Source organism: Bacillus sp. NP247 (assembly GCF_018966865.1).
In the GTDB taxonomy this organism is placed as follows: Bacteria; Bacillota; Bacilli; order Bacillales; family Bacillaceae_G; genus Bacillus_A.
Genome location: NZ_CP076653.1, coordinates 5170221 through 5196932 on the forward strand (window position 1 = coordinate 5170221; position 26712 = coordinate 5196932).

A 26712-nucleotide genomic window follows, 5' to 3' on the forward strand; every position below is an offset into this window, starting at 1 on the left:
GTCTATTAGATGCTGGGCAGAAATGTAAAGTAAATAAGGATAAGGGTAATTTTATAAATTGGGTAAATAAATATAGTCGGTATCTAGATCGATAACAATATCACTTATAACGATTTTACAAAAAGAGTGGGGAATACGTTCGTAATTATTTCGAATGACACCATATTAGATATTCCCTCATGTTTTACATTCAAATACATCCTTTTTAATTTCGTAATTGAGACGTATTGTCCAGTTACATACTCATTAATTCCATACCCATCAAATTCAATTACCATATTATCACTGTTGGTTGATAGTCAACTTTATAGCTTAAATTTCGGATGAAACATTCACATTAATTATTATAAATAGTTTAAGAGCTACGTTAAATACATTTTTTTATCATTGGGGTATAGTTCATCTCTCAGTGATTATCAGCCTGATCCCCACAAATAGCGGGATAAAAGGGGAGGATATGAATGAAACAATATAAGTTAGTTTTAAAAGGGCCTAAACAACTGAAGTGGCAAACAGATAAAATTAGGCCTATACAGGATGATGAAATTATCGTTAAAACAATCGCAGGTGCAATAAGTATTGGGGCAGAGTTACCACAGTATAAAGAATCGGACATTTCAGATGTTAATCCTTTATATCCGAGAGAAACTGGATATGAAAGTTATGGTGAAGTTATTCAAGTTGGTAATACAGTAACAAATTTAAACGTAGGCGATAAAGTAGTTTCTTTTTATGGGCATCAAACGATAGGAATAGTTAAGGGGCATAAAGTAATTCGAGTACCTAGTTATATAAAACCTAAAGTTTCCTTATTATCCATTCTTTCATGTGATGCTGCTAAAGGAGTATTAAAACTAAACCCACGACAAGATAAAAAAGTACTTATAACTGGAATGGGAGTTATGGGGTTACTCGCTTGTTATTTCTTAAAATACTATGTGGGTGTGGATCATGTGGATGTTGTTGAACCTAATAGAAATAGAAGAGAATTTGCAAAGAAATTTGGTGCAAAAAACATATATGATTCAGAAGAGCAAATAATAGAAACATATAGTTACGGTTTCGAATGTTCAGCTACAAATAGCGGATTCCGTACATTGCAAAAAGCACTTAACAGTAATGGTGTAATATGTATACTTTCTGATGGTAATAAAGTAGAACTAACATTAACCGCCGACTTTTATCGGAAAGAATTGCAAATCATTGGGTCAAGTGACGGATATGATTATCAAAAACATGCAGATTGGTTTTTTAGAAAAATAGAACAAACACCATTTATAGAAGGGATTTTTCAACATGAAATACATTATACTGCACTCATACAATGTTTTGAGGAACTGAGTCAAGGGATAATCAACCCTTTAAAAGTATACGTTTCATATGAATAATGAAAAAACTAACCAAATATTTGTCACATACCTTATATATGTTTTGTCTCAATTATGATATTCAAAATAAGAAGGAACACATATGAAAATTTTTGTAGCAGGTGCAACTGGTGTAATAGGACGTACTTTATTGCTAATGTTAATAAGAGAAGGTCATACGGTATTTGCAATGATTCGTAATGAATCGCAAGTAGAAGCAATAAAGAAAGTTGGTGCTATACAAGTAATAACCGGGAGAGAGGTGCTTCAAATAATAAAGCACGTAAAGATTATGGATGGATACCTTTACATCCTTCATGGTCTGATGAGTGTGTGAAATATCATAAAAATCCTTTAATGGGAATACTAGTAACACTCACTATTAAAGGGTTGGGCTGTAATGAATATACTTTTTGAAAGCATTATTTTAATCCTCACTGGAATTATTGTTTTAAAACTGACAGGTAGTAAATCTGTTAGCCAAATGACGAGAGCTGAAATTATTATTGTGGTTTCTATAGGTCGTATTATTGTAGAACCTATATTAAGTAGGAAAGTAGGCCCATCTATTTTTGCTGCGTTTATTTTTGCGGGTGTTTTACTTATTATTCATTTTTTTGAATTGAAATCACGAAAAGTAGAAAAGTTTCTAAATGGAACTAGCATTATTGTTATAGAAAACGGAGAAGTTTTAAAAAAGAATTTATTACGTGCAAAAATGTCAGAACAACAATTATTTATGCATCTGAGAGAAAAAGGTATACATGAAATCAAGAATTTACAACAAGCAACCGTAGAAACGAATGGACGGATTGGGTATCAACTAACTACTAAGGCACAACCAGTTACTTTGGAAATGCTAGAAAAGCTTCTAGAGAAATGTAATCTGAAAAAATAGTTTTAGACTGAAAAGCGCTTCTTGTACATAAAGGCACTTTTCGCAAACGTGTAAAAGTCCCTTCAGTAATCCTGAAGGGACTCTAATTTACCGAGGGTGATGACAATCAATATTACGATTAACAACATTAAAGTTCAAAAAATAAACAGAATAAATAATTGACAAAAAATGAGAATAGTAGTAACCTAACGTAAAACATACGCTACCGTATTTTATTGGAGAGATGATATGCAAGTAACGAGGGAAGACTGGATAAAAGTAGGATTACAACAATTAGCTAATGAAGGTATACATAAAGTTCGCATTGAAGCACTTGCTCGATTGCTAAAAATAAGCAAAGGTAGCTTCTATCACTATTTTCGTGACCATCAAGAGCTTTTAGATTCTATGCTCGACTTTTGGGAAGTACATGCAACAAAGTTGATTGTTCAAAATATTGAGCAACAGGATGCCTCTTTAGAACAGCTATTACAGATTAGTTTTAATCGAGATAAAAAAATTGAGAATGGTATTTATGCTTGGGCTAAATATGATCCTGTTGTGGCAACACGTTTAGTAGATATAGAAGAACAAAGAATTTCTTGTGTTGCAAAATTGTATCAAAAAATGGGCGTAGACGAAACTGAATCAATTGATCGAGCGAGACTTGCCTATTTAACGTATGTAGGATGGATGACAAGGTTTGAAGCAAATCCTAATTTTGATATTAATAAAATGGTTGAGCTTTTAACTTCTTTCAGTGGGTATCCAAACATCGACTGAAAGAAGTAAAGCTTCCAGACGCAATTATGCTGAGGCATAATTGATTATTCGATAATATGTGTCCCTAATATGGTTATAAAACCTGAAGGGACAAAATTTTTACTGTAACATACGGTAGTGTATGTTATTTTTGAAGTTACGACATTGGGGGCGAATAAATGAAATTACTATTAACATTAGTAGCTGTAGTGCTTCTGTGTTTTATCAGTTTTTTGCATATTTATTGGGCTTTTGGAGGTCGATGGGGTTCTGCCGCTGTTATCCCAGTAAAAGAGGGAGAACATAAGCCAGCTTTTACTCCGAGAATATGGGGAACATTATTCATAGCCATTCTTATTCTACTAGCTAGTGTCATTATTGTTGTTCAAGTAGGTTATTTGCAGGGATTCCAAGCAAATAGTTTATCTAAAATCGGAAGTATTGTCTGTGCTTTAGTTTTCATTATTAGGGCAATTGGTGATTTTAAGTTTGTTGGATTTTTCAAAAAAATTAAACATTCTCAGTTTGCTAGATACGACACTTGGTTTTATAGTCCATTATGTTTATTTTTTGGCTTTGTCTATATCATGTTGTTGTTTTAATAAGTATAATGAATTCCCTATAAAATAAATTTTATACAGGAAGAAAACACCTCCTATTGAACAAGTAGTAATAAAAAGAGGTTTGAGCATAGCAATAGAGCAATACGGGTTCTGGTGACAGCGAAGTCCGCTATGATTAGTCATTTGTGTTTAAAAAGAGGATAGATAGGGCGAATTTATTCAAGCTCTTCTATCCTTTTAATTTTTATAAATATAATGTATGACATTAGATAAGAATTCACTATTAATAATAGGTTCAGCTTATATCTTGACTTTTAATAAAATTTTAAAGTGTTGGTTTTTTATTGTGTGAATAAGAGATTAGTAGTTGTTTTGGAGTTTAAATCATTGATTTAAACTTGGCAATTGTATCATGTAATCTTTCTAATCCAATCAACATATCTTTTTCATTTAACATTGAATAACTAATTCGCAAATGATTATATTGAGTTTCATGGCTTAACAGACAAGCTGTGCCGGGTAAAAAAGAAACATCTACTTCATTCGTTTTTTGTAATAATGTAAAAGGATCGATTGACTGAGGGAGTGTAACCCATAAGTTAAATCCTCCATTAGGTATTTCAAATTCTAATTCTTTTAATGGAGATAATATATCAATTGTTAAATCGCGTCTAATTTGTAAAGCAGTACGTAATTTTTCTAAATGATTTTTCATTCGTTCCGCTCGTAAAAAAGGAAGTAGTGCTTTTTGTGTCAATAAGGGACTACCTATATCCATCGAAGCTTTCACGGCATATAACCATTCAAAAATAGGACCCTCAGCTGCAAGCGCCGCGATGCGAAGACCTGGTGCTAGCGTTTTACTAAATCCTTTTAAATATATGACGTGACCATTTGTATCAAAGCTTTTTATGGTGAGAGGTACTATAGCATCCTCAAAATAAATTTCTCCGAAAGAGTCATCCTCAATAATGAAGAAGTTATAAAGCTCTGCTAGTTCTACAAGTTCTATTCTTCGTTCTTTACTCATTACTGTACCTGTTGGATTCTGAAAAGTAGGATTCACATATAATAAAACAGGATTCTTTCTTTGACAAATATCATCGATTAAATCTGAGCGAATGCCGTTGTTGTCAAGGCTAACAGGGATAATCTGAACGCCTTTATTAACAAATACATCAAGCGCCGCTCCGTAACATGGACTTTCTACTAGCACTAAGTCTCCGGGCTTTAATAATGTTTGGGCAATTAAATCAATTCCTTGCTGGGCACCACTTGTAATTAATAATTGAGATGGATCTGTAACTAATTGTTGGTGTTCTTTTAAGTAGTTTGTTATTTCCACTCTAAGTTCTTTATCGCCTTGAACAGGTCCGTAAGTTGCTAGTATCATTTGATCTTTATTAAGTAATTTGAGCATTTCATCTGAAAGAAACGGATTTGGTAATAAACGCGGATAAAGGACCGCCTGTGAAAAATCGAAATATTTACGGTGTTGGTTCATCACATATTGAGAACGCATAACATTAATGGATTTCGTTTGTTGCCATTGATATGGAATTGGTTTGAAATCTTTATTCACACGTTTATGTATATAGGCACCTTTTCCTTGTTCAATTCGTATATAACCTTTCGTTTCTAACTGTTTATAAGCTTTACGAACAGTTAATAAACTAATTTGCAAATCATCGGCCATAGAACGTAAAGAAGGGAGGTAATCGCCATGTGAAAGCATCCCGCTTTGAATTCTCTCAACAATTTGCATATATATTTGTTGGTAATATGGTATGTTGGATTCTTTACGTAGTACTATCTTCATAGAATCACCTGTTTTTCTTTTTAATTTAATTAAAGCGAAAAACATCCTGACAATCAACTATATTTTTATTCAACTGTTATATGCGTGGATACACTGTTATACACCATATCCTCTATACTCATTTCAAGAGTAAAAAGGAGGAAGGAAAATGGTCATTTTAAATTATATTTTAGTATGTATTATTTTTGGAACGACATTTTTAACGATAAAAATTGGAATAGAAGCGGGGGCACCACCATTATTTTCAGCTGGAATTCGTTTCTTTTTGGCGGGCCTTATTCTCATTATTCTTTTTAAATTAAAGCGAAAGGATATTATGCCTTACTTATTATCGAAACGTATTATATATGCTGGTTTTTGTTTAACATTTATGACATTCGCGACCCTTTACTGGGCAGAACAATATATTTCTTCTGGATTAGCTGCAGTTCTATCCGCTACGGCCCCAATGATGATCTTGCTATTACAATCAAGGCGAAACAAAACAAAATTGCAAAAAGAACAACTTGTTGCTTTAGTTATAGCACTTATAGGCGTTTTTTGTATTTCTTTACCTGGAATGCATCAAGAACTTACATTAATATGGAGTATCGCTTGCCTTATTATAATAGTAGGAGAGTTGTTTTATGGAATAGGTTCTATTCGTTCAAAAGAAATACTTTCAGATTTACCTGATGTATCACCATTTCTCATTAACGGTATTCAAATGTTTTATGGGGGAATCTTGCTGTTAATTGTATCTGGTGTAATGGAACAGCCAAATCTAGCTGTATTAACATCTTGGAATGTACAATGGCCAATTTTATATCTCATATTTATAGGATCTATCGGTGGACACGGTTTATATTACTGGCTTTTATCAAAAACAAATCCTGTATTTCCATCAACGTGGTTATATGTATCTCCGTTAATCGCTGTTATTGTAGGTTATTTTGTATTAGGAGAACCATTAAATCCTACAATGGGAATTGGTGCTTGTTTAATCTTGATTGGTGTATTTTTAGCAAATCGTTCTACGCTGGGCGTCTATTTTAAGCAAGGGAAGTTATTGAAGAAAGAAATTTAAATAATATAAAAGAAATCATTGGACTATTAAGTTAATAAAGTATTATTACTTTATTAACTTAAAAAGCATGTTACTACTGACTTGTAACATGCTTTTTATTTTTACACATTAAGTTTAACATAATTTGCTTAATAATTAACGAACGGTGTACTTTACGAACAGTGTACGTTATGTTATAAATAAAACAAGTAATTTAATAAAATATAAGGTGTGATAAATGATGGAAAGAAAAAATAAAGGAGAAAAACGTATTGCAATTATAGGTGCTGGACCAGGAGGTTTAACATTAGCTCGTATATTACAGAAACATGGTTTAAAATGTGTCGTATATGAAAGAGAAACATCGCCATGGATTCGGCAACAAGGAGGTTCATTAGATATTCATCACGATTCCGGACAAGAGGCGCTTAAAGAAGCAGGATTGTTAGAACAATTTAATGAATTTGCTAGATATGAGGGAGAAGATTTTCGTTTATTTGATAAGAACGGAAAAATATATTTAGATGAAGTAGCGGATCCTAATGGCGGGGATCGTCCAGAAATTGATCGAGGCACTTTACGTGAATTACTTTTAAATTCTGTTGATCCGGAATGTATACATTGGGGCTATAACTTAACAAAAGCCATTTCTATAGAAAATGGTATACATGAACTGCATTTTGAAAATGGACATGTAGACACTGTTGATTTAGTGGTAGCAGCAGATGGTGCCTTCTCTCGAATTCGTCCACTTGTCACAAATTCTATACCACAATATACTGGAATTAGCATGGTAGAATTGAATTTGAAAAATGTAACGAAAAATCATCCTCAGATGGCGAAATTCAATCGACGTGGCAAAGTATTTGCACTTGCGGAGCATAAAGGAATTCTTGCGCAATTAAATGGAGATGACAGTATTCGCGTATATTTAAGTTTTAGAACAGATAAAAAATGGCTTGATAATTGTGGAATTCCATTTGAAAATTTAGAAGAAGCAAAACATCAACTTCTACAGTATTTCGAAGACTGGGATGAAACACTTAAAAATTATATTCGATGTGCAGATGGTGCGATTTTTCCTAGACGAATTTATATGTTACCTGTTGGACTAACTTGGAAAAGTACGCCTGGTGTTACTTTAATTGGTGATGCAGCTCATTTAATGTCTCCATTTGCGGGTGAAGGTGTGAACCTTGCGATGCGTGATGCGGCAGAGCTTGCATTATCTCTTATAAAACACGATGATTGGAACAAAGCGATTGAAAGTTATGAAGAAAAAATGTACGATTATTCTTCTCAATCCGCTGAAGTGTCAAATGATAATCTGGAGATTTGTTTCTCAGAGGATGCTGCTATGAAAATGTATAATCTTATGAATCAACTTCATGAGCAACAATAAAAAAATATTTACTAAAGGAGAACTATGGAAGAACAAACGAATATTACTAGTCGTCGTTCACGACCAGCAAAAGAACCGTTAAGTAAGGAAATCATTGTGAAGACTGCTTATGACCTATTAGAGTCTGAAGGTATTTCTGGCCTTAGTATGCGTAAAATTGCAAAAGTATTAGATACCGGGCCGTCTTCTTTATATGTATACGTAAAAAATGCTGATGAATTAAGAGCGTATGTATTAGATTATGGTCTAGGGAAAATTGAAATAACAGATGAGAAAAATGAACCATGGAAAAAAGAGCTATTTGCACTTGTACATTCATATTTTCGAATTTTATTCGACTCTTCTGGAATGGCAGAATTAGCTTTAATGACAATTCCAATTGGACCAAATTCTTTAGCCCTTACTGAACAGATTTTGCGTCAGTTACATGAAGGTGGGGTTAATGCAAGAGGATCGGCGTGGGGAGTAGATATTTTACTGTTATATGCTGCTTCGGTCGCATATGAACAAACAGCTCGCAAAGAAAAAGGTACCACTCTTGACTCAATTCGTGCTTCATATGAGACTTTAGATACAAAAAGGTATCCAATGATTGTAAGTCTAAAAGAAGATATGTTATCTGGTGGAGAAGAACGATTCCGCTGGGGATTAGAAGTTGTTTTGCAAGGTATTTTACATGCGCAATAATATAATTAGTTTAAAACAGAGAGCTAAATGAGCGGCACTCTGTTTTTTTGAAAGAAAAATATGATATCTGTGTCCGCAAACCACATTGTTAATTAATTTCAACATCTCTTTTTATACGATAGTAATAGACAACTTACACAATATACCCCTGATAACAAAGAGGTTAAATGATTGAAGTGCTAATATATCAAGGTATAGATTTACTTTTAGGTAAAATAGAATACTTAGAAGTGAAAACCTTTGGGATAAAAGATGGTAATAGAGTTGTTAGTCACAAATTAATTATATTAAAAGACTTTGTACCCGATTATCTAACTATTGATAAAATCATGATGAGACTCTTTATAACAGCTAAGAGATGTATTGAAGGTGAGAATAAGGAACTGCTTTTTTGGTAGTTAAGATACAGATAGAATAAAAAACACTAGATCTTTAAAATCTAGTGTTTTTTTATTAGTTCACTTTCTTTATAAAACCTTTATAATGACGCTTCACAAGTTGACTTTCTAACGTCTTCATCGTTTCTAATGCAACACCTACGATGATTAGTAAACTTGTACCACCGATTTGAGCAGATGGTGGTAATGTAGCGATTTTTGTAAATACAAGCGGTAATATTGAAATTGCTCCTAAGAAAATCGCACCGATAAATGTTAAACGGTATAAAATTTTTGTTACATACTGTTCTGTAGATTTACCTGGACGAATACCTGGGACATATCCGTTTTGCTTTTTCAAATTCTCAGCCATTTGTTCAGGATTTACTTGAATAAATGCGTAGAAGTATGTGAAAGCAACGATAAGACCAACATAAAGCGTCATTCCAAACGGATGTGCAAAATCAAGATTCGCAATTAACCATTTAGATACGCTCGAGTCAGGGAAGAGCTGCGCAATTGTACGCGGCGTCATTAAAAACGCTGAAGCAAAGATTACTGGAATAACTCCTGCACTATTTACTTTAAGAGGTAAATGAGTATTTTTTGCTCCTTGATATTGATTGTTTCCTGAAACAGCTTTTGCATATTGAATCGGTATTTTTCGAACTGCTTGTTGGATGTAAATAACACCAACAACAATTGCTAAAATTACGAGTCCAATTAAGACCATTTTTATAATGTGCATAAATAACTGATCGCCTGCGTTTTGGAATTGTTGTAAATAAATTTGATTTGCGACATTTGGAATCGCCGCAACAAGTCCTGCGAAGATAATCATTGAGATTCCATTACCAACACCGTTAGCGGTAATTTGTTCACCTAACCAAAGTAAAAATGCAGTACCAGCAGTTAAAACTGTCGCGATAAATAAGTATGTAGTCCAGCTTGTATCTGTTATTAATTGTCCGCCTGCTATATTATTAAAGCCATAAGACATCCCAATGGCTTGTATGAATGCGAGAATGATTGTAAAGTATCGAGTGAATTGAGCTGATTTCTTACGGCCCATTTCTCCTTGCTTTGCCCATTCTGTAAATTTAGGTACAACGTCCATTTGTAGTAATTGTACAATAATAGAAGCTGTAATATATGGTGTGATACCCACAGCAAAGATTGAGAAGTGTTGAAGTGCTCCTCCGCCAAATACGTTCAGCATGCCTAAAACGTTGGCTTGATCTTGTACTTTTAATACCTCTGCGTTAGTGTGAGGAACTGGAATAAACGTGCCAATTCGAAAAACAATTAACATCGCTAGTGTAAAAAGAATTTTGTTTCTTATCTCAGCTACTCTCATAAAATTTGAAATCGTACGAAACATCATGTCGCCTCCTGTATTTTTATCAGTTCAATAAAACCGATTATTATATCCCGATGAAGTAACCACAAACCTCCTTCCGCATTAAATTCATTTGACAAATGGAATTTTATACATTTTGTAGTTTTCACGGATATAAATATACAAGTGTTTATATAAGCGATAGATTATCTTCGTAATCATTCAATACCCATAATATAACTAATAAATTAGCAAATGTACATACATACGCATGAAAAATGCATGAATAGAGCGATTTTTTACATGTATTTAACGCTAGAACGACGAGAAATGGATAACTCCTCAAGTATATGAATGCTTGAGGAGTTTCTTATAATAAAAAAAGAAAAGACGCCATAAGGTGCCTTTCTCTGACTTGACCCACTTTTTTAGAAACCGAATTCTTCACCAAAGTCACTGCAAGAACCGCAGTAACTCATAATTCCTCCTAATTCAAACGTAACAATTTATGAGTATAAGAATATTTTCTGACCTTTAATCAAATGTAAAATTAGTAAGGAACTTATTTTATGGAAAAATGTTAACTAAAAAAGAGGTAGAAGTGATCATTTGAATAAATTAATATTATCGTTTTTATTGGCTGCATTCTGTCTAAATATTGCAGGATGTTCTAATGATATGGCTACACTAAGGAATAAGTCTAAACCTTCAACATCTGTGAAGGCTAAATGTATCAACAAAGCATGGTACAAAAAACATATGTTATGTAATAGTTTAAAGAAACTTTAAATAGTTGATGATGAAGGTCATAAAGAAAAGACACCCATATAAAAGTGTCTTTTCCGATAGCTTTTTTAGCAGAAGCAAGATGCCCCAACTATGATTAATAAAATAAATAACACAACTAATAAAGCAAATCCTCCAGCAAAGCCGCCACCGCCGCAACTACCACCAAATCCCATAATAGTTCCTCCTTTAGATAAGAGGCGAAAACAAGAGGCCACTCATGTATTTTAACGGGTTCACTTTTCTTTATTTTTATAGGAATCTAGCCACATCGCTATCAAGTTAAGAAAAGCAAGTACCCCGAAACAAGAAAATTGGCATCTCCAGGTGAAAATGTACAATTTCTTGTTACAAGTTAGTACAAAATTTCGTTCTGGGGTACTGTGAAATTTTAGCTTGATGGGCATGTGGTGGTACCTCTACTAGATTACGTTCATGTGACATTAAGTAGTTCCTCCCAGTCTTTGAACGTTAATTTGTTGGTTATATGCTTTAGTTCATTAGGGACAACAATAGGGCGCATTATTTGAATTTTGTACAATTATGCAGAGAGTGTGGGGATCATCTTATAAATAAAAGCTCAACTCTCAAAAGGGTGAGAGTTGAGCCTGTGGATGTAGCTACTGAGTTCTCGGGTTGATGAAAACCAGTAACCAAATAAAATAATATCATGAGTGTTCGGAAGAAACATTGGATAAATGTTTCCAATATTTTAAATAATAGTTAATCGATTTTAAATGAACAAAAGCGTTATTTGAATAGAAAAGTAATGCGGAGATAAATAAGACCGCTCCTTTTATCGGAACGGTCGTACAAATAACCTGTGCTGGAGATTGCATCAAATGGCATAAGACGTTTTCTCTAAACAGTTTGTACAAGAAATTTTATGATTATACATAAAAACAGCAGGCAACAGTTTAAGTTGCCCGCTATGTTCTTGCACGGCACGGAGGAGCACTTTCCGTTTTGAAAGAGTGCAGCCTGGGAGAGACCGGATTAGAGGTAGTATGTGTAATACAAAAAAAGATTATCCGTAAAGGGGAATGAGAGATGGACAAGCAAAAGCGGATTGAAATCGTTATTTCATAGTAAGTAAAAAAGAGCATACATATAAGCATGCTCTTAGATAAGAAAGGTGGATTTCTATGAGTGGATAATCCCCATACAATAACATATGCTTGTCCAGTTAAAAGTTGAAAAGAATTTTAACAAAAACGCTATTTAATAGAAAGTAAAAATGAAAAAATAGCACTGTATATAAATGCTCTTTGTAAAGAGAATTCCATGAGGGGAAAATCCTTATGTTAATAATATATGCTCGTCCAATCTAATGGTGATAAGCTAATGAAAATTTCATTTTGTCATAAATAAAAAGGCGGTTGTTTCCGCAACCACCTTTTAGTAAAATAAAGCACTTTCTCAGAAATAAATTATGTATGATCCTGAAAAAAGTTATAGGTTATTATAATCCAATTTTTATAATTCAAGTGACGAGCTTAAGTTATAAGAAAGGAATGAGTCCATTATATGAATACTTGTCTGAAAAGGTCACAAATAAAAGTGCAGCTAGCAAAAGCTAACTGCTCCAACCATGGAATATGGTTAAGAAATGGGTTTTCTATACTATTGACGGAATATTGGGTTTTATTCAGAGGGAAAGAAGTAGGATATTAACCAGGATAGGTGCCAATTCATATCCTGTAAGTAATAAATTAATGACGGGATAGATTGAGAATGGATGATCCGATTAAGGAGATAGTTGGCGCCTGGTTTGTTACAGTAGGGACAATTATTGCTGCGCTTGGGAGTACACCTTTAAAAAGGTTGAACAGTGAATTAAGAAAAGACTTGAGCATATGTGGCAATGTATTACAGGCAACGGGGAACGGTCTGGAAGCTGATGGACAAGGAGAAATATCCTTTGAATTGATTGGTCACGGAATCCAATCAATTGGTAATGTAACGGTTCTAACAGGACTCATTATAAATTTTGAAGATGAAACGCAAAAAAAATTAGTAATTGCAGGGAATTGGGTACAGGCATTAGGCGGTGTTACAGCAATAGGTGGGGAAATAGAGGATAGTTCAAATATAGATGAATCTTATAACATTGTCGGAAATATGTTACAAGCGACTGGTAATTCATTACAGGCAATAGGGGGGATAGATGAATTGAAAGCTAGTCGGGATAAAGTGGAGGGAATTTCGAAAGGTGATGAGGAGGATGGGCAGCTTATAGTGATTATGGGGAGTTGGGTCCAAGCAGTCGGTTCAGTAGTTTCATTAATTGGTCAAATAAGAGAAGAAAGCCAAGAGATAGAAGAAAATAATTCATAGAGGATTTAATAAAATAATCCTTTTAATAGAGGACGAGGAATAACAATGGGACTAGGAAACCGTGGAATGGCATTTGAAATGCTTATCAATCTAGCGAATAAAATGTATCAAAGAGGGGGAGTGGCGTTTATAAACAAGCGTCTGACTCCTGTGAAGGTGTTAAAGAGTAAAGGTGGCCGCGTACTAAATGGATTCTATGAAGCTAAAAGTACAGTAGAATTTATCTATCAAAAGAAGAAGCAAAACAATATATTTATACGAAATATGGGAACGATATCAAGTTTATTTCTGAACCGGAAGTTAAGGAAGTTATTTTTGTTGATGAAAATAATGGACAAGCTAGCAATGCATGCCAAGTTACATTTGAAGCTGCAACACCAAACTATGTTTCTAAAACTTATTTAGTAAATGCCCAAAATGGTGATATGTTAAAGAATATGGTACAAGAATCTAATTTAAAAGCAAATGAAAAACTAGTTGGAGCCTTAAAGGAAAGTAAAAAAAGCAGTCTTACATCATTAACTGGAACAGGAAAAGATGATTTAGGTATATCTCGTACACTTCTAATTTCAAAGAATTAAAATCAGCATGTATTCGAGTGGCAACAAATAAATATGGGGCGAATACAGCTGAAGTTCAAGCAGTGCAAAAGGCATTTGATGCAGCAAAAATTAAGTAAGTTAGATATATAGTTTTCATTCATATATTAATACATTATGAAAAATAGCTAATGTCACTTTAAGGATAATAGCTGTTTTTTTATGTGGCAATGCATTAGTGAAAATAGACTTACTAATTAATAGTAACGCTGTCTATCTTCAATAAGTTGCGAGAAATATACAAGATGTAAAGTATATAAAAATAGAAAATTAATAATATATTGACCTCTTAATAGTAAGTGCTATAGAATGAAAGCGATAACAAACGATTGCTTTAAAATGATTTCCCTGATCTTTTAGTATTTACAAATATATGAAGGCATAAAGAAATCTATTTTTTAAGTTTTAATGCAAGCGCTTTCGTATTAAAAGATCATTGAAATACATACATGAAAATAGCCAATATGGGGGTGAAGTAAAAGAGATTTCTAGATTAATTTAAGTAGGGTAATTTAGACGAGCATATAAATCGCTCGTACTATTTAAAGAAAGGGTGTATGTGGTGCAAATGACCAAAAGACTAATTAACAAATCAGTTTTATTACTTACTATAATCGTTATGTTATCCTCTGTTTTCTCATTTCAGAATGTGAAGGCCGTTTCAAATTCGAAAACAACTGAAATTATCATTCATTACAAAGAGCAGCCTGGAAATACAAAAGACTGGAATCTTTGGATGTGGGGAGAAAATGCAAATGGTAAATCTTATGAATTTACTGGTGAAGATGAATTTGGAAAATACGCAAAGATTAAAGTAGATGGTGACTATAATCGTGTAGGATTTATCATTCGTACGAATGAGTGGGAAAAAGATGGTGGGGATCGTTGGATTGAAAATATAAAGGACGGTCGTGCTGAAGTATGGATTCTTTCGGGTGATGAAAAAGTATATAACTTTAAGCCTTCTTCGGATCTCTCAATTCAAAAAGCTACTATTGATAGTTTTAATGAAATCACTGTAACGACTAATGTTCCGTTTAATAGTAAGGAACAGAAAATTGAAATTGAGGGCATTAAAGTTAAGGAAATTAATCCTTTTGATAAAAATGGTGGAGATATTACTAATAAGGTGAAAATAATTACGGAACAGAAAATTGATTTAAAACGGACATACAAAGTTAAAATAGAAAACTTAGCTGATACGAATACTGAAATCGGTAAAGTCATTCGTAGTGAAGAATTTGACAATTTATTTTATTATAGCGGAACTGATTTAGGTAACACATATACCCCGCAACACACAAAGTTCCGTGTATGGGCTCCTACTGCGAGTGAAGCGAAGTTAGTTACATATAAAAAATGGGACGATAAAATAGGTACTGAAATAAACATGCAACAAGGTGAAAAGGGAACTTGGAAAGCAGAACTTAAAGGGAATCAAAAAGGTCTCTTTTATACGTATAAGGTGAAAATTGGAGATAAGTGGACTGAAGCAGTTGATCCATATGTGCGTGCTGCTTCTGTAAATGGCGATAAAGGTACAGTTGTTAATTTAGAAGAAACAAATCCGAAAAAATGGAAAGCAAACAAAAAACCGGAATTTAAAAATCCGGAAGATGCTATTATTTATGAATTGCATGTACGCGATCTTTCCATCCAACCTGAAAGTGGCATTAAGCAGAAAGGAAAATATTTAGGGGTAACAGAAAAAGGAACAAAGGGTCCTGAAGGTGTTAAAACAGGACTTGATCATATGAAAGATCTTGGTGTTACGCACGTTCAGTTTTTACCGATATTTGATTATGCATCAGTAAATGAAGAAACTTTAAATGAACCACAATACAACTGGGGATATGACCCGAAAAATTTCAACGTTCCAGAGGGCTCCTATTCTACAAATCCTTATGAGCCGACTGTTCGAATAACTGAATTAAAGCAAATGATTCAAGTGCTTCACGATAATAACCTTCGTGTTGTAATGGACGTAGTATATAATCATATGTATAATGCCGCTGAATCTAATTTTCATAAGTTAGTTCCAGGTTATTATTATCGATACAATGAAGATGGAACATTTGCAAATGGAACTGGAGTAGGAAATGATACCGCTTCAGAACGAAAAATGATGAGGAAGTTTATGGTTGATTCTATCACATACTGGACAAAAGAATACAATTTAGATGGATTCCGTTTTGATTTAATGGGCATTCATGATTATGAAACGATGAATGAAATACGTAAAGCTGTTAATCAAATTGACCCTTCTATTATTCTGCATGGGGAAGGTTGGGATTTAAATACACCTCTTGCAGCTGAGTTGAAAGCAAATCAAAAAAACGCGGAGAAAATGAAAGGGATTGCTCATTTTAACGATAATATACGTGATGGATTGAAAGGTAGTGTATTTGAAGAGAAAGAAAATGGTTTTGTAAATGGAAAACAAAACATGGAAGACCGTATTAAAAAAGGCATTACGGCCGGTATTGACTATGATACAAATTCGTCTACTTATCAAGATCCGGAGCAGGTGCTAACTTATGTGGAAGCACATGACAATCATACATTATGGGATAAACTTGAGTTGACTAATCCAGGTGACAGTGAAGAAGTGCGAAAACAAATGCATAAATTGTCTTCTTCTATTTTATTAACATCACAAGGTATTACATTTTTACATGCAGGACAAGAGTTTATGCGCACAAAATATGGTGATCATAACAGTTACAAATCTCCTGATTCAATTAACCAAATGGATTGGTTGCGCCGTGCAGCATTTAATAATGAAGTAGATTATATGAAGGGCTTAATAGATTTACGGAAAAAGCACTCAGCTTTTCGAATGACATCTGCAGAGCAAATTAAAAAACATGTATCTTTTATTGATGCGCCCAAAAATGTTGTGGCTTATTCAATAGATGGAAAGGGCAATGGGAATAAAAGCGAATACTTTATGGTGGCTCACAATGCAAATAGAGAAGCCGTTGACATAACGCTTCCATCGAAAGGTCCTTGGAAAGTACTAGTAGATGGTAAGCAAGCCGGAAGTAAAACACTTTATGTTGTCCATGATAATAAAATTAAAGTTCCTGCATTAAGTTCATTCGTTTTAAAAACTGAGAAACCGATTAAATAAATGCAAAAAGTGAAGTGAGGTTATTTTCACTTCGCTTTAAAAGTTAACTTAGTATAATTTCACATACTGTAATTATATTACAATTTAATAAACAAAAAGAGAAGAACTCACCAAGGTTCTTCTCTTTTTTTATGTGTAATTAGGGTTTCCATAAATGTAGATATGGATGGTGTAAATTAATGGATGAATAATTTACTCTTAAAATTATAACAGAACAAATAAAGCATTTTATATGTAATATTGCATAAGAAGGATAAATAACAATAATTTCTGGTGAATAAGTAGCGCTTTTCCATATGGCGAGTTTATTTCAGAGTTACTTCCTAAATTCTATATCAGTTTCCAATCATGTAAGGTTAAGGGTGAAAACAGAAGAAAGGAAGGTTTAAAAGTGAGCTTAGTATAAAATGAAACATTGCAAGTATAAGATTCCGTACTTAGTAATTTCTCGCTTTAAGGCATCGCATTGGGAAAGTGTGGGGAGTTCAATCGATTCTGAATAAAATTGATAGTATCAGTTGCAATTTTTTTACGTTTAAGAACAATCCCAGCATGTCCACATGTATAAATATATCTTGTAGGTCTTTCCCAGGATTCCCACAAATAGTCCGTATCCTCAGGATGCACATATAGATCGTGCTTGCCTGAAATTAATAAAATATTTTCTTTTTTCACTTTTGGTAATGCTTGACTCGGTTCAGTGATTTTCCAATAATTTATTAAATCATCATACGTTACACCATGATGTTCCAAGTCTTCTCTAATAAATTTACCTGGATTTGTCTTCCAAATCGAATAAGAAAGTCGATTCGCGTAGAAAATGGATGCTAATACATCAATCTCTGGTTCAACAAGAGATGTTAAGTTGGTAATAACCCCACCTAAACTGACTCCTATTAAAATCAAGGGGCCATTTTTATTTGCTTTAATCCATTTAATCAAAGCTCGTAAATCAGCTACTGCTTGTCTAGTGGCTTGTAAAGTTCGTTCAATATCGGCACTTACCATGTACTCTCCACTGAATAAGGAATGGTTGGGCTTTCTTTCAAAATGATAGGGTAGAGTGAAATAATACATATTCCACTTCAAGTTGGTCATATGGTCGTGAAATATTTTTTTTACACGTTCGTTAGAATCCATTCTCCAACCATGAACAAAGATGACATGAGGTGCATCTTCATTTTTATGTAAAAATAATTCCCCTGTTACAGAGTCGTTGCGTGAATCACCAGATTGAACCGAGCTTTTATATTTGAACTGTCCAACCATGTATTCTTTTTCCTGCTTTGCATGCTTAATGTTAAAATGAATATCAGATGGTTGTACTTTATAAAAAAATTCTATGTCCTTTATATCTAGTGAGGTGTTAGAAAGAGAAGTATACTGAAACTCGACACTTCTTTTTTTGTGCAAATCATACAAGGCGTATCGATCAATGAGTTTTGAAAAAATCAAATTAACCTCCTCCAAAATACATATTGTTTAAACTATGGACAGAATTTATATTTTATTTATACTGTAAATTAATTATAAAATATTAAAAGGATTATTGATTATTCATCATGAATAATCAATAATGTATTTCTAGAAGAATACCAATGTATCAAATATTCTCTTTTCCTAATATTAGGTGCTTGAATTATAAAAACAGGTGATAAATTTGTATATTATATTATAAAGCTAGCAAAAAAATAAAACCATAAATAATTTACACTAAAATCTAAAAAGTAAGTTCATATTCTCATTAATATAAGAGAACATGAACATGCTTATTTTCGTATCAAAAGGTATAATATAAGGTTATACTTATTTTGAGTTTTAATTAAGTTATTATCTTTATAAAATTTCCCGCCTCTGAAAAAGACCACACAGTTTACCCTGGTGGTCTTTTTTCTTGCTTTATTTATATTCCTCTACCAAATTCCACCCTCGTTAATTACAAATAATTTCTGTGCTACAATACGTTGTTCGTAATTAAAAGAAGTGTTTTCATAAAAAGATGATATGTATATATTAAAATATTGGATGATCGCTGATTTTTCCTTTCCAGGTCTAGGAAAAAAATCGAGTTGAAAAAAGATGAGCGAAAGTGTAAAATTACACTAAATGATACATAAGTTACTTTTTAAAGGAGGAGAGAAAGTGAATAAGGAGATTATAACTGAACTCATTTCAACGAAAATAAAGTTAATTCGTACTGAAAAAGGGTATACGCAGGATAAAATGGCTGAAGTTCTCGGCATTTCAAAGAAAACACTTGTTCAAATCGAGAAGGGAAGATCTAATATGGGTTGGACCAATACCGTTGCTATTTGTGCATTATTTAGGGATAGTGAGGTTTTACAGTCCACTCTAGGAGATGATCCGTTAGTAGTGATCGAAACAATAGCCCATAAAAGTATTAACAACTTCAAAGAAAAAACATTGGGAGGAAAAGTCTGGTGGAAACAAATTCAAGAAAAAGGGGACTTTCGCTTACAACAAAATCTGATTAGCAAGCATTATCGTATTTTAGACAAACATGATTACCGTTGGTTTAATTCGTTTGATTTAGAAAAAGCACTAGATCAACTTGATAAATTAACAGGGAATCCAGAAAATTAAATAATTTCTTAAGACTGAAGAAATAGGGATATATACCTATATTAGACTGGTTCTCCTTTTCTTTGGGCTTACAGTAATGATTACACATAGAATAAATTTATTACTCAATTAATTTGCTGTACGTTGGAATGTGTGGAAACACCACTCATGTTCTTAAACGGACTATGTTATGCAATTAAAAAGTCCTATTGTTCCTATGAAGTAGGATGTATGGCTTTTTTCTATTATTATGTATCATCTTACAATTGTTGAAATACAACTTATCAACTAGGAGAAAATTATATATGATCATCTTGAGCTTTCTTTGGATTTACTTTATGCCCATTTTCTGGTTATGTGGATTTATTGGTGGGATTTATTTAATTATTGCAGGGATTGAAAACCGTAAATTACTCGTAAGTGTAATGGGATTACTTAGTCTTTCCCTTGTCGTACTACCTTTTGTGTGTTGGGGTATGGGGATTGATGCAGAATATCTTCTTTCACCCGTTCCATACTTTACCCTATTCCCTTTAAGTGGGTTATTGGCAGGATTCAATGGACTACAAGCAAAAATTAAGAGCATACGCAATATAGGATTTATTATTTTTATTACTGGAATATTAGGGGCTTTTTTTTATTATTTAATGTCTGTACCTGATTCAGTTTATATCTATTAGTTATTTTGGTTACGAAAACTCAATAAGTGTTTTTCAAACTATGAAACTATATTATTAATAAGTTAAGGAATCTATTTAAAATGAAAATAATAAAAAAGATGTTAAAAAGTTATACATTTTTATATTTAGTAATCGGTTTATTACCCTGTGATTTTCGCATAAAAAGAACAAAAATAACATATAGCGTGCTGTTTAGTTTATTGCTATTAACATCATGTGATATATCAAATGAAGAAATTGAACAAAAAGCACAAAATTATACAAAATCGGAGTATGGTTTTTCTGTTAAACTAAACCAAATTGAAATACCTGACCAAAGTAAGGATTTTTCAGGCCCAGACACACGAATAGCTTCTGTACAGCAAGTAGATGAACCATATTTACAATTCCAATTATATTTCGATGGACGAATCTCTCCAAAAGTAAATAATGATAACTATAAAATAAAAAAAGAAGCGAATGATTTACAAGAAAGATTCAATACATATTATGAAGAAGAAGGGAGTAATACTATACTTACTTTCGATCAAATGCAGACAGGGGATACTGTTTTCGATAAGAAGGCTGAGAAAGAAATAGCGAAGAAACATTCGAAGCATTATGTTACGGCAGTTTTCAGAAGTAATATCTTTTTGGATTTAAACAACTTTGCACATATGGAAAAAGTAGCGGATCTTGCAAGAAGTATTCAGGAATTTAATAAAACAATTGAAAATCATAAGAGTAGTGTGGAAGACATAACGATTCAGCTGCCAAATGCTAATAAGAGTTTATTACAAAATATTGCAGTAGATTATGTATTAACGGCTGAAGAAGCAAAAAAGACCTTTGAGAAAAAGGATGATTATATGAAAGCTTTACAGCTTACAAAGTGAAGTAGGAAATCATTTCGATTTCCTTTTTTATATTCTATTCATATACAAGGAGATCATTGATAAATGAATTGGGTTTTTATATCTCAAAAGGTACACCTTTTGAAGTGGCGTAATTTATATGAAAGACAATGTGTCAATTTGTATATCTAATACAGTGATAGTTACCATAATTTTCGAAGCCTATAGTTAATTAACCTTACAATATACGTCTTTTTGGTATATAAATAACAATATTCATTAAAGAAAAAGTTTTAATCCTTCATGAGAATCTTTAAAACCTAATTTCTTATAAAATTGCAAAGCTTCTTGTCGTTCTTTATCTGTTGTTAGCTGTACTAAATGACATCCTCGTAATGTAGCACGTTGAATAGCCCATTTAATAAGTTTAGTTCCTATACCTTTACCACGTTTTGATGAGGCTGTTCGTACACCCTCAATTGTAGCTCTCCAACCCCCTTGACGTGCAATGTAAGGCGTAAATGTAATTTGTTGAACACCAACAATCTCCGTCCCATCACACGCTACAATTAACTCGTTATTTGGATCACAATCAATAGCGTGAAATGCTCTTATATAACTATCAGGGAGTGGTGTTTCATAGCGCTCTCTTTTATTTCCTAAAACATCATCAGCAAGCATTTTTACAATAGCATCTAAATCATCTGCCGTAGCAATCCTAAATGTTATAGTTTCTATCACTATCAAAAAACCTCCTTAATGTATGCACTTGTTACTTTTATTTTACTTGTTTAAATACAATAGGTTAAATTATAAAATATTATGAGTCTCTATAACTTTTTCTTATAGATAACATAAAAGCCTAACTTATAAAATTATAGGTTAGGCTTTTTAACACAATATTATTATTAAAAATCCAACCAACTTCAATAAACCTCCATATTCATTAATGGATTTTTATATTTAACAAACACAGATATAACCATTCAAATAGGGTGCTTTTTATTTGTTGTATAGCAATTACATAATAAGCATAGATTTGTATGCTCTCATTCAATGAATCTTAACTCTATGTATGTGGACTACCTCCTTACCAATATTCAAAAACGATTGCGTTTTTGAATTTGTGTTCCGGTTTTTCTTGACCAGGTCAATAACTAACTACACATAAACTCCTTATATCTCTAGATAAACTACCGATTAGCTCCATATAGACTCTAGATAACCTATATAGAATACAAGTTATCAAGGAGGTAAGAAAAAATGAATTTTATGAAACGCGCAATTCTCAGTATGAAAAAAAGAGTAGGAACATCATTAATTTTGATGGCAGTCTTCCTGATTGTTACAAATTTAGTGTTGGCAGGATTTACAATCCAAAATGCATCAAAAAAAGCTGCGGATGCAGCAAGAAAAAAACTAGGTGCAGATGTTACTTTAGGTCTTGATTTTGACAAATTAGGTCAACAAGCTAGGGAAACTGGCGAGATGCCTAAGCCGCCGAAGCTCAACACAAAAGAAGCAGACCAATTAGCGAAGTCCAAGCATGTAAAAGACTATAATTATATAACCAATAATTTCGGAATTGCGGATGGGTTTAAATTAGTAGGAGCTTCAGAAGGAGAAGGAAAAGGAAAAGGTAACGTTGCAATGGTGGGAGGATCAGGTTCAGGTTCAGAAATAGATATGAATTCTTCTCTTATGATAGAAGGAGTTCGCAAGACTTTATTACAAGAAAGTTTTAAAAATGGAAAAAGTAAAATCGTTGATGGAAAACCAATTACAGAACAGATGAAAGATCAGAATGTAGCTTTAATGGAAAAACGATTAGCGGAACAAAACAATTTGAAAGTAGGAGATAAAGTTAAAGTTCAATCAGGGGATAAGAAGGAAACTCTTGAAGTTGAAATTATCGGTATTTACGAAACGAATGAGCAACCAATGGGTCAAAATCCCCCTCCTATGATGAATCCAGCTAATAAACTATATATGCCTTACTCTACTTTGAAAAAATTAGAAACAGATGAAGGTATGAGTAGTAGTATTCAAGTTGTGTACTTATTGAAGGATCCACAAGACATTGATGCATTTAAAAAAGAAGCAAAAAAATCTGATATTGATTTTAATTATTTTAAGTTAGATGCACAAGATTCATTGTACAAACAAATGATTGGTCCTATCGAAAATATCGCTTCTACGTCTCAAATGATTATCTATATGGTATCTATTGCAGGTGCGATTATCTTAGGATTAATCATTATGTTATCGATTAAAGCACGTCGTAAGGAAATGGGGATTTTATTGTCCATTGGAGAGAAAAAATGGAAACTGATGGCGCAGTTCGTAGTAGAAGTAGTATGTATTGCTATTTTAGCGTTAGGATTATCATTAACAACAGGGGCTAAAGTTTCTCAATTCGTAGGGGATAACTTACTTTCGGGTGAAATTGCTACAGCAAGCGAAGAAAAAGACAATTCACAAAATGGTAGTGTAATGATGGTTGGAGCTGGTGGTACTCCACAAAACCAAAACGAAGAGCCAATTGATAAGATTGATGTAAGTGTAACGGGAGAGGATGTAGGAAAAATGGGGGGAATTGGACTAGCTATTGCTATATTAGCAACGCTTCTTCCAGCATTATCTATTCTACGCTTAAATCCAAAACAAATTCTATTAAAAGATGAATAAGGAGGCTCGATATGGAGACGATTTTACAATTTAAAAACTTAGATTATTATTATGAAAGTAACGGGAAAAAAGTAACGATACTAGATAATGTTAATTTTTCTTTTCAAAAAGGGCATTTTTACACGATTTTAGGGCCCTCTGGATCTGGCAAAACCACAACTCTTAGCTTAGGTTGTGGGCTGGACATACCTAAAAACGGTTATGTACTATATAATGGCAAGGATATTCGAAAAATTGGTTTGGATCGATACCGTAATCAAAATGTATCCGTGATTTTCCAATCGTATAATTTGATTACCTATATGACTGCTCTTCAGAATGTACTAACGGCAATGGAAATTACAGGTGTGAAGGTACAAAATAAAAAAGCAAGAGCATTAGAATTATTAGAGAAGGTAGGACTCACAGAAGTAGAAGCGAAACGAAATGTCTTGCAACTAAGTGGTGGACAACAACAACGTGTAGCAATTGCTCGAGCACTATCTTGCAATGTCGATTTATTGATTGCTGATGAACCAACAGGAAACCTTGATGGAGAAACAGCAAATGAAATTATTGAGTTGTTTCAGGAGCTCGCTCATCAAGAGGATAAATGTGTAATTGTAGTTACGCATTCACAAGAAGTTGCAAAAAAATCGGATCGAGCAGTTTATTTAAGGAAAAAGAAGTTAGTGATAAACGAAATTAATAATACCTAATATAAAAACCATGGTTATTTAATTCACATAATTTTCAAAAATGAACCCCTTCAAATCTTTATATTTGCTATATAATAAAGCCAAGCCATAATCAAAATGGTCTCCCTGCAATGAATGTTGAGATAGTTTGTTGTTTCCTTTTTAATAATATTTAAAAAAGAACTTGTAGGATTTTCTACAGGTTCTTTTTGTTATGATCGGTTAACTATATCATTGAGGAATTACATATAAAAAACGGGCCATTACCTAGATGTATGATCTAAATACTGTCCCGTTTTAACCGTTTATTTATATAGCTATTGAAGAATTAAACCTACAATCATAATTAAACTAAATAATATCATCCAAGCAAAAGCACAATAGCCGAAAATTCTAATCCATTTTGGTAATTGATCCATGTTAACTTTATTTGTGGGAACTCCTTGCATAGAAAACATCATTTTTTGATCTCTATCCCTATTATTTTGTTGTTCATACATAATATCATCACCTTTCTAAAACTATTGTATTTATAGTATATCAGTCTGAAGATAATCATGTACAGAATATTCGACAAAATAAAAAGCGATTCGACAATTGTAGTGGATATAAGAAATTCAGGTAATGTACCTCTCAAAAAAGTTGGTAAGAACTTCTTTCTACTTATATCAATGGAAATTATGAAGGTGGATGGAGGACTTTATTTTTAATGTGTAATCGGTTTTTCAGTACAGCATACTATATTTCAAAAAACTAAAATTCAATTACTCAAAAGCTATGTATTCTAAAGTAGATGCTCATTAAAAACATAGTAAACCTTTACCAAGAGATGATTTTAATTGGGTATTGAACAATTGTGGGTAAATACACCAAGGGAAGGGCTAACTTACATCTTATGTAATAGATATTATAAGTAAGGGCGTTTGATTTCCCGTAGCTCTAAGCACTAACCATTTGGAATAAAGATGTAATGTATCAGTTATACTATGTAATGTTTCTTCATTACAAAATATGGTGGTAAGTATGACAAAGCAAACAATTACTTTATTTCAAGTTTCTATGATACTCATTGGTAGTATTGGGATAATTAATCATGTCATTATGATTCCTATGTTATTAGATACCTCGGGTAGAGATTCGTGGATCTCTATCCTATTAGTAAGCGTTATATACTTGATTTGGATTTCATTAATATTCATCATATATATAAACATAAAAAATGAACATTTATTTTTGTGGTTAAAAAATAATTTTGGGAAATTCAGTGTATATCCAATCATATTCATAGTTGTACTTTATTTAATAACAATTGGTGTCGTTGCACTAAAAGAAACATTAACCTTTTTCTCTTTTTATTTACCAGAAACACCTCACTTTGTATTAGGAATACTTTTTTCAATGATTTGTCTCTATAATGCTACAAGAGGAATTCAATCTATTGCACTTACAACAGGTGTTTTGTTACCTATTGTATTTCTACTTGGCTTTTTTGTCATGTTTGCAAATGTTCCACATAAAGATTATTCTTTACTTCAGCCAATGATGGAAAATGGAATGAATCCAGTATTTAGAGGGATGGTTTATCCTGCAGCAGGATTTCTAGAGTTAATTTTTATTCTTTTTTTACAACATCACATTTGTTCAAAAATCAAATTATATCAACTGATTGCCTTGGGTATTGTTATTATTGGTATCACAATAGGCCCAGTTATGGCAGCAATTATAGAATTTGGTCCTTTCGTAGCAGCAAACCAACGATATCCAGCATTTGAAGAATGGAGACTTGTGTCAATAGGAAGGTACATTGAAAATTTAGACTTTCTCTCCGTGTATCAGTGGCTTGTAGGGATCTTTATTCGTCTATCACTTGTTGTTTTTCTTATTCCAGATTTGTTATCAATTACAAATCAAAAAACGAGAAATGGGGTTATGTTTGTAATCCTTTCATGTATTGTAGTAATAAGTATACTACCTATCAGTGACTCTAGTTTCTATTGGTTTGTATCTCAAATTGTTTTACCAGTTTCAGCATTAGGGCTATTTTTATTTTCTATCTTACTGATAGTGTTTGTATGGGTTGCTAAATATAAGAAAAGTTCTTGAAAAAATATGAGAATGTATTTTATATAAGGTTGCTGAGTTTGAAGGAGACAACGTA

At 32.8% G+C, this 26712-nt stretch carries 23 protein-coding genes and 4 pseudogenes; 20 read left to right on the plus strand and 7 right to left on the minus strand.

Going from position 1 to position 26712, the window contains the following annotated elements; all coding sequences use genetic code 11:
- Nucleotides 1-51: 51 nt before the first annotated feature.
- Nucleotides 52-278 (minus strand): annotated as a pseudogene (locus tag KPL75_RS27610) (hypothetical protein).
- A gap of 183 nt (nucleotides 279-461) precedes the next feature.
- Here KPL75_RS27610 and KPL75_RS26755 point away from each other — a divergent pair.
- From KPL75_RS26755 to KPL75_RS26775, 5 genes and pseudogenes are all read left to right on the plus strand, one after another.
- Entirely contained in the window at nucleotides 462-1388 is a 927-nt protein-coding gene (locus KPL75_RS26755; RefSeq protein ID WP_219918656.1) for a zinc-binding dehydrogenase, read from the plus strand.
- Nucleotides 1389-1470: 82 nt separating this feature from the next.
- Nucleotides 1471-1617: pseudogene (locus KPL75_RS27615) on the plus strand (NAD(P)H-binding protein); the annotation flags it as partial.
- Between the two features lie 150 nt (nucleotides 1618-1767).
- Nucleotides 1768-2265 carry a DUF421 domain-containing protein gene (locus KPL75_RS26765; protein ID WP_219918658.1) on the plus strand — a complete coding sequence of 166 codons (498 nt, stop codon included), beginning with the start codon at nucleotides 1768-1770 and terminating at the stop codon, nucleotides 2263-2265.
- Between the two features lie 228 nt (nucleotides 2266-2493).
- On the plus strand, nucleotides 2494-3027 hold the full coding sequence (locus tag KPL75_RS26770; protein WP_219918660.1) for a TetR/AcrR family transcriptional regulator: 534 nt from the start codon (nucleotides 2494-2496) through the stop codon (nucleotides 3025-3027).
- A gap of 158 nt (nucleotides 3028-3185) precedes the next feature.
- Nucleotides 3186-3608, plus strand: a complete 423-nt coding sequence (locus KPL75_RS26775) for a DUF3995 domain-containing protein (RefSeq protein WP_002147682.1) — start codon at nucleotides 3186-3188, stop codon at nucleotides 3606-3608.
- Nucleotides 3609-3948: 340 nt separating this feature from the next.
- On the opposite strand, the gene KPL75_RS26780 is transcribed toward KPL75_RS26775, so the two are convergent.
- Nucleotides 3949-5388, minus strand: coding sequence for a MocR-like pyridoxine biosynthesis transcription factor PdxR (locus tag KPL75_RS26780; protein ID WP_219918662.1), 1440 nt, complete (start codon nucleotides 5386-5388; stop codon nucleotides 3949-3951).
- A 148-nt stretch (nucleotides 5389-5536) separates the two neighbouring features.
- Here KPL75_RS26780 and KPL75_RS26785 point away from each other — a divergent pair, with 148 nt between their 5' ends.
- The 4 genes from KPL75_RS26785 to KPL75_RS26800 all read left to right on the plus strand — a co-directional run bounded on the left by KPL75_RS26785 (nucleotide 5537) and on the right by KPL75_RS26800 (nucleotide 8920).
- Complete coding sequence (locus KPL75_RS26785) at nucleotides 5537-6454, plus strand: DMT family transporter (RefSeq protein ID WP_219918664.1); 918 nt, start codon at nucleotides 5537-5539, stop codon at nucleotides 6452-6454.
- A 217-nt stretch (nucleotides 6455-6671) separates the two neighbouring features.
- Nucleotides 6672-7835, plus strand: coding sequence for an FAD-dependent oxidoreductase (locus KPL75_RS26790; protein ID WP_219918666.1), 1164 nt, complete (start codon nucleotides 6672-6674; stop codon nucleotides 7833-7835).
- A gap of 24 nt (nucleotides 7836-7859) precedes the next feature.
- Nucleotides 7860-8522, plus strand: coding sequence for a TetR/AcrR family transcriptional regulator (locus tag KPL75_RS26795; protein WP_219918668.1), 663 nt, complete (start codon nucleotides 7860-7862; stop codon nucleotides 8520-8522).
- Nucleotides 8523-8689: 167 nt separating this feature from the next.
- Nucleotides 8690-8920, plus strand: coding sequence for a hypothetical protein (locus KPL75_RS26800; RefSeq protein ID WP_258236998.1), 231 nt, complete (start codon nucleotides 8690-8692; stop codon nucleotides 8918-8920).
- Nucleotides 8921-8975: 55 nt separating this feature from the next.
- On the opposite strand, the gene secY is transcribed toward KPL75_RS26800, so the two are convergent.
- Nucleotides 8976-10280 carry a preprotein translocase subunit SecY gene (secY, locus tag KPL75_RS26805; RefSeq protein WP_219918670.1) on the minus strand — a complete coding sequence of 435 codons (1305 nt, stop codon included), beginning with the start codon at nucleotides 10278-10280 and terminating at the stop codon, nucleotides 8976-8978.
- An 812-nt stretch (nucleotides 10281-11092) separates the two neighbouring features.
- Nucleotides 11093-11200: a YjcZ family sporulation protein gene (locus KPL75_RS26810; protein WP_078178596.1), complete on the minus strand. Its 108-nt coding sequence runs from the start codon at nucleotides 11198-11200 to the stop codon at nucleotides 11093-11095.
- Nucleotides 11201-12758: 1558 nt separating this feature from the next.
- Here KPL75_RS26810 and KPL75_RS26815 point away from each other — a divergent pair.
- The 5 genes and pseudogenes from KPL75_RS26815 (at nucleotide 12759) to pulA (ending at nucleotide 17093) form a co-directional block, all read left to right on the plus strand.
- On the plus strand, nucleotides 12759-13361 hold the full coding sequence (locus KPL75_RS26815; RefSeq protein ID WP_219918672.1) for a DUF6944 family repetitive protein: 603 nt from the start codon (nucleotides 12759-12761) through the stop codon (nucleotides 13359-13361).
- A 45-nt stretch (nucleotides 13362-13406) separates the two neighbouring features.
- Nucleotides 13407-13583: pseudogene (locus KPL75_RS27900) on the plus strand (Holliday junction resolvase RecU); the annotation flags it as partial.
- Nucleotides 13580-13936 (plus strand): annotated as a pseudogene (locus KPL75_RS27760) (peptidase M4 family protein); the annotation flags it as partial. The pseudogenes KPL75_RS27900 and KPL75_RS27760, both read left to right, overlap by 4 nt.
- Before the next feature lie 23 nt (nucleotides 13937-13959).
- Complete coding sequence (locus tag KPL75_RS27620) at nucleotides 13960-14040, plus strand: hypothetical protein (protein ID WP_258237060.1); 81 nt, start codon at nucleotides 13960-13962, stop codon at nucleotides 14038-14040.
- A gap of 482 nt (nucleotides 14041-14522) precedes the next feature.
- On the plus strand, nucleotides 14523-17093 hold the full coding sequence (gene pulA, locus KPL75_RS26835; RefSeq protein WP_219918676.1) for a type I pullulanase: 2571 nt from the start codon (nucleotides 14523-14525) through the stop codon (nucleotides 17091-17093).
- Between the two features lie 453 nt (nucleotides 17094-17546).
- On the opposite strand, the gene KPL75_RS26840 is transcribed toward pulA, so the two are convergent.
- Nucleotides 17547-18548, minus strand: a complete 1002-nt coding sequence (locus tag KPL75_RS26840) for an alpha/beta hydrolase (RefSeq protein ID WP_219918678.1) — start codon at nucleotides 18546-18548, stop codon at nucleotides 17547-17549.
- Between the two features lie 687 nt (nucleotides 18549-19235).
- Between KPL75_RS26840 and KPL75_RS26845 the strand changes: the two genes are divergently transcribed.
- The 3 genes from KPL75_RS26845 to KPL75_RS26855 all read left to right on the plus strand — a co-directional run bounded on the left by KPL75_RS26845 (nucleotide 19236) and on the right by KPL75_RS26855 (nucleotide 21231).
- Nucleotides 19236-19697, plus strand: a complete 462-nt coding sequence (locus tag KPL75_RS26845) for a helix-turn-helix transcriptional regulator (RefSeq protein WP_219918680.1) — start codon at nucleotides 19236-19238, stop codon at nucleotides 19695-19697.
- Between the two features lie 284 nt (nucleotides 19698-19981).
- Nucleotides 19982-20356, plus strand: a complete 375-nt coding sequence (locus tag KPL75_RS26850) for an ammonia permease (RefSeq protein WP_219918682.1) — start codon at nucleotides 19982-19984, stop codon at nucleotides 20354-20356.
- 158 nt (nucleotides 20357-20514) lie between these two features.
- Nucleotides 20515-21231 (plus strand): hypothetical protein, encoded by a 717-nt coding sequence (locus tag KPL75_RS26855; RefSeq protein ID WP_219921175.1) that lies wholly within the window; start codon nucleotides 20515-20517, stop codon nucleotides 21229-21231.
- Nucleotides 21232-21468: 237 nt separating this feature from the next.
- Here the strand turns inward: KPL75_RS26855 and KPL75_RS26860 are convergent, their stop codons facing one another.
- Nucleotides 21469-21930, minus strand: coding sequence for a GNAT family N-acetyltransferase (locus KPL75_RS26860; protein ID WP_219918684.1), 462 nt, complete (start codon nucleotides 21928-21930; stop codon nucleotides 21469-21471).
- A gap of 522 nt (nucleotides 21931-22452) precedes the next feature.
- On the opposite strand from KPL75_RS26860, the gene KPL75_RS26865 reads away from it, so the two are divergent.
- Both KPL75_RS26865 and KPL75_RS26870 read left to right on the plus strand, forming a co-directional pair.
- Complete coding sequence (locus KPL75_RS26865; protein WP_219918686.1) at nucleotides 22453-23877, plus strand: FtsX-like permease family protein; 1425 nt, start codon at nucleotides 22453-22455, stop codon at nucleotides 23875-23877.
- Between the two features lie 11 nt (nucleotides 23878-23888).
- Nucleotides 23889-24575, plus strand: a complete 687-nt coding sequence (locus KPL75_RS26870; RefSeq protein WP_219918688.1) for an ABC transporter ATP-binding protein — start codon at nucleotides 23889-23891, stop codon at nucleotides 24573-24575.
- Nucleotides 24576-24871: 296 nt separating this feature from the next.
- On the opposite strand, the gene KPL75_RS26875 is transcribed toward KPL75_RS26870, so the two are convergent.
- Nucleotides 24872-25054 carry a hypothetical protein gene (locus KPL75_RS26875; protein ID WP_215575056.1) on the minus strand — a complete coding sequence of 61 codons (183 nt, stop codon included), beginning with the start codon at nucleotides 25052-25054 and terminating at the stop codon, nucleotides 24872-24874.
- Between the two features lie 523 nt (nucleotides 25055-25577).
- On the opposite strand from KPL75_RS26875, the gene KPL75_RS26880 reads away from it, so the two are divergent.
- Nucleotides 25578-26657: a spore germination protein GerXB gene (locus KPL75_RS26880; RefSeq protein WP_219918690.1), complete on the plus strand. Its 1080-nt coding sequence runs from the start codon at nucleotides 25578-25580 to the stop codon at nucleotides 26655-26657.
- Nucleotides 26658-26712 lie beyond the last annotated feature (55 nt).